Here is a 2,722-nt window from a genome sequence, read left to right as displayed (position 1 = left end):
CGTGCTGGATACTGACTGCTAGCGAGACCGCAGTTGACCGGCTTCGTACTGAAGGTGGCCGCACTCGGAAAATTCTGACGCCTGATTCATTAGGCGTTGAAAATTACCCATTCTTTGTTTTCATCCAGCGATTTACCACCGGATTCAAGGATACCCCTCCAATTGTTAATGAAGCAGGCCTCGATGGTCAGATGATGGTAGACATTGGTCTGCATCTTTCCGATTTCCCAGGATACGATTCAAGACAGGGTGTGGTTGTCAATAACCCGCTCCATTTCGAAACAGCACGGCGGGAGCTGCAAAAGTACGGTCTTGATCTGTTCAAAGGGGAACGGATGGTTCCAATGCTTGTAATATATGATGAATAGAAAACAATTTTACGTTGTTATCGTGGTAAAGTGCAACTAAAGTATCATTATAAAGTTGTATGCTTTTTACTAGTTTACCTTCTGATAAAGGAAGATAGAAACTACCATGATAGGATCCGGTCTGAATATCGTACACATCTACTGGAATGTTTTTCCAATAGCATTTTCGGGTTTCATTATCAGATTTTAAATTGGAACATATAAACAACAGCCCCTTAGATACAAAACTCTTTTGATTAATAACCAAAGGAGCGTATAAGTTTGTAGGAACATCTGTAACTGTACTAATTGTGAAAAATCGGCGATTCGATTTCATTAATGTGTCAAAAGTAATGACTGTATTGTTGTAGTAGTGTACATATATCAGTGTTTGCGTACTGCGGTCGTAATGTAATTGGCCGTCACTAATTAGCAGTCGCCGATCTAGAGGATTGAGTGGTAAACTACCTTCTTTTCTCGTCCTTCCAGAAGATATATCGAGTTTGATAAACTGCGAATTGTTTTTGGAACGAATAAATTGCCGAATGACGTAAGTGTTTTCTGACAAAGCAATTCCCGAAGAATATGCTCCTTTGTTCATAAATGTCGTGGTTTCCTCAGTAAACAAATTTACCCGAATAAATCCTGGTAGATTTTTGGCAAAGATGAAGCTATACGCCGGACCTATCTGCGTTGAAAAAACGGTACCAATATTTGATTTTACAGACTGCTCAAGCGAGAAAGTAAAAACCGCTACCTCGTCCATTTTATAATTGGTTTTTAGTAGAGTATCCGCAGAATTGGTAAAAAAATAGATATCGTCTGCCTGAATGCCAGCGATGCCATTTACTGTAGGAGGAAGCGTCACTTCACTTCTTATCCGGGCCGATGCTTTCAAAAAAAGCCTTTTGAAACCATTTTTCCGCTCATTGGGCATGTCTGTTCGAATAAGGACCAAAGAAACCAGGCCAATGCCACTAAGAATAGCACATATTAGTTTTACTATCACACGCATTTCTAAAAATAAAGAATAAGGGTTGCTGAATTTTGCAGCAACCCTTATTGGGTCAGAACTTAGTAGTTGGCCCTTCCCATTCAATCACCTCTGTACCGCCCACTTCCACAGCACATTCTTGTCCTGTACCCGGGCATAGGGGGTCAATTTGTGATTTGGGTCCTGTAAGTCCGAAATCCTCATGATCTGGGTCCGTAATTCTATATTCTTGTTGTAGATTACGAACTTGATAATCATAGTTTTGATCGCCTTTAGATTGGCTGGCGAATGCAAAGGCGGCGATCAGGGCCAATGCTGCAGCACTTAAACGTAGTCGGTTCATAACAACCTCCGTGATTTTGTTTTAAGAAAAAAATAATACAAAACGTGTTTCCCACAGATATCTGTAAATACCTTATAAAAGCTAAGGTGGGTGAATAACAGCTCTGATAACATTGCAAATCATGGCGTTTCGTTTTTATATTATAAAGGCAGCCTCGATTTCAGGATCACTCCGGTAACCGCAAGGCCCAGAAAAATCAAATTAAATAGGAGGTGTTGCTCCCATGTGAGACTTTCCAGTGCCGCATGACATTTACAGGGCACGTAATAACTGTAATGCAGCAATGCGTAGATATAACTGGTAAATGCCGACATCAGGAACACAGCCGAATACAATCCCCACAACACAGTTCTTTTAAACAGCAGCATTACCACAGTTCCAACTTCCGCCAGGGGAACCGCGTGGCTTAACAGGCCAGCATAAGGGATCAGAAACGGTGATTTTCGCAGGCCATCCCGGAAAGTTTCGTGGTCCATCCACTTATCGGCAGCTGTGCCAAGAAATAGCACGATAAGCAGGATAACGATAACCTCCGAAGCTATTTTTATCACGATTCGTTCCGGGATACCTACGATTGCTCTCATTTTTTCTATTCTCCTTTAATACAAAGGTCGGGCATCGAGGAGGTCGAAAAAATGGCAAAAACGGACAATTTTCATGTCGTTGAGCTCAACTTTTGGCCGTTTTTGACAAATTTTGATGTTTTTGGGTGATCGGGGTCGTACAGCATGACGGGGCTTTGCGCAGAGCGCGGGAGCAATAAAAGGTGTTGGTAGGATTAGGAGATTCCCTCTATGCCCGTTGTCTCTAAAGGGACAAACCGATGCTGAAGGTTGAGTGTTTAAATAATAAATTCGTTATTTTGCATAAGTGGAAAAGATAGGATACATAGAAATTCGCATTGATGGCACAAAGGGCAACTTTTCGCTTTCTCCGGACAATTACGATATCCGGGAGGTAATTGCGATGCTTGAGAATGCAGAGAATTTATTGTTTCCGAATGATAAGAAAAGCCGGCCCACAATTAGCTATCAGTTG

4 protein-coding genes are annotated in these 2,722 nt (G+C 41.7%); 1 reads left to right on the top strand and 3 read right to left on the bottom strand.

The window, feature by feature from the left end:
• A partial coding sequence (locus ACYZZR_RS13290) for a hypothetical protein (protein ID WP_461534496.1) occupies window positions 1-368 on the top strand: 368 nt, incomplete at its 5' end.
• Here the strand turns inward: ACYZZR_RS13290 and ACYZZR_RS13285 are convergent.
• From ACYZZR_RS13285 to ACYZZR_RS13275, 3 genes are all read right to left on the bottom strand, one after another.
• Window positions 322-1,245 carry a hypothetical protein gene (locus ACYZZR_RS13285; RefSeq protein ID WP_461534495.1) on the bottom strand — a complete coding sequence of 308 codons (924 nt, stop codon included), beginning with the start codon at window positions 1,243-1,245 and terminating at the stop codon, window positions 322-324. The genes ACYZZR_RS13290 and ACYZZR_RS13285 overlap by 47 nt on opposite strands.
• A 169-nt stretch (window positions 1,246-1,414) precedes the next feature.
• Window positions 1,415-1,684, bottom strand: coding sequence for a hypothetical protein (locus ACYZZR_RS13280; protein WP_461534494.1), 270 nt, complete (start codon window positions 1,682-1,684; stop codon window positions 1,415-1,417).
• Window positions 1,685-1,824: 140 nt separating this feature from the next.
• Window positions 1,825-2,268, bottom strand: coding sequence for a MauE/DoxX family redox-associated membrane protein (locus ACYZZR_RS13275; RefSeq protein WP_461534493.1), 444 nt, complete (start codon window positions 2,266-2,268; stop codon window positions 1,825-1,827).
• Between the last annotated feature and the right edge of the window lie 454 nt (window positions 2,269-2,722).

The organism is Sinomicrobium sp. (genome assembly GCA_029266035.1).
Classification (GTDB): Bacteria; Bacteroidota; Bacteroidia; order Flavobacteriales; family Flavobacteriaceae; genus Sinomicrobium.
Note: the sequence above shows the minus strand (reverse complement) of the source record. Positions and strands in the feature narration are given on the sequence as shown.

Excerpts from the sequence above, each read along its gene's own strand:
- ACYZZR_RS13280 (WP_461534494.1), bottom strand. The coding sequence starts at position 1,684 with ATGAACCGACTACGTTTAAGTGCTGCAGCATTGGCCCTGATCGCCGCC.
- ACYZZR_RS13275 (WP_461534493.1), bottom strand. The coding sequence starts at position 2,268 with ATGAGAGCAATCGTAGGTATCCCGGAACGAATCGTGATAAAAATAGCT.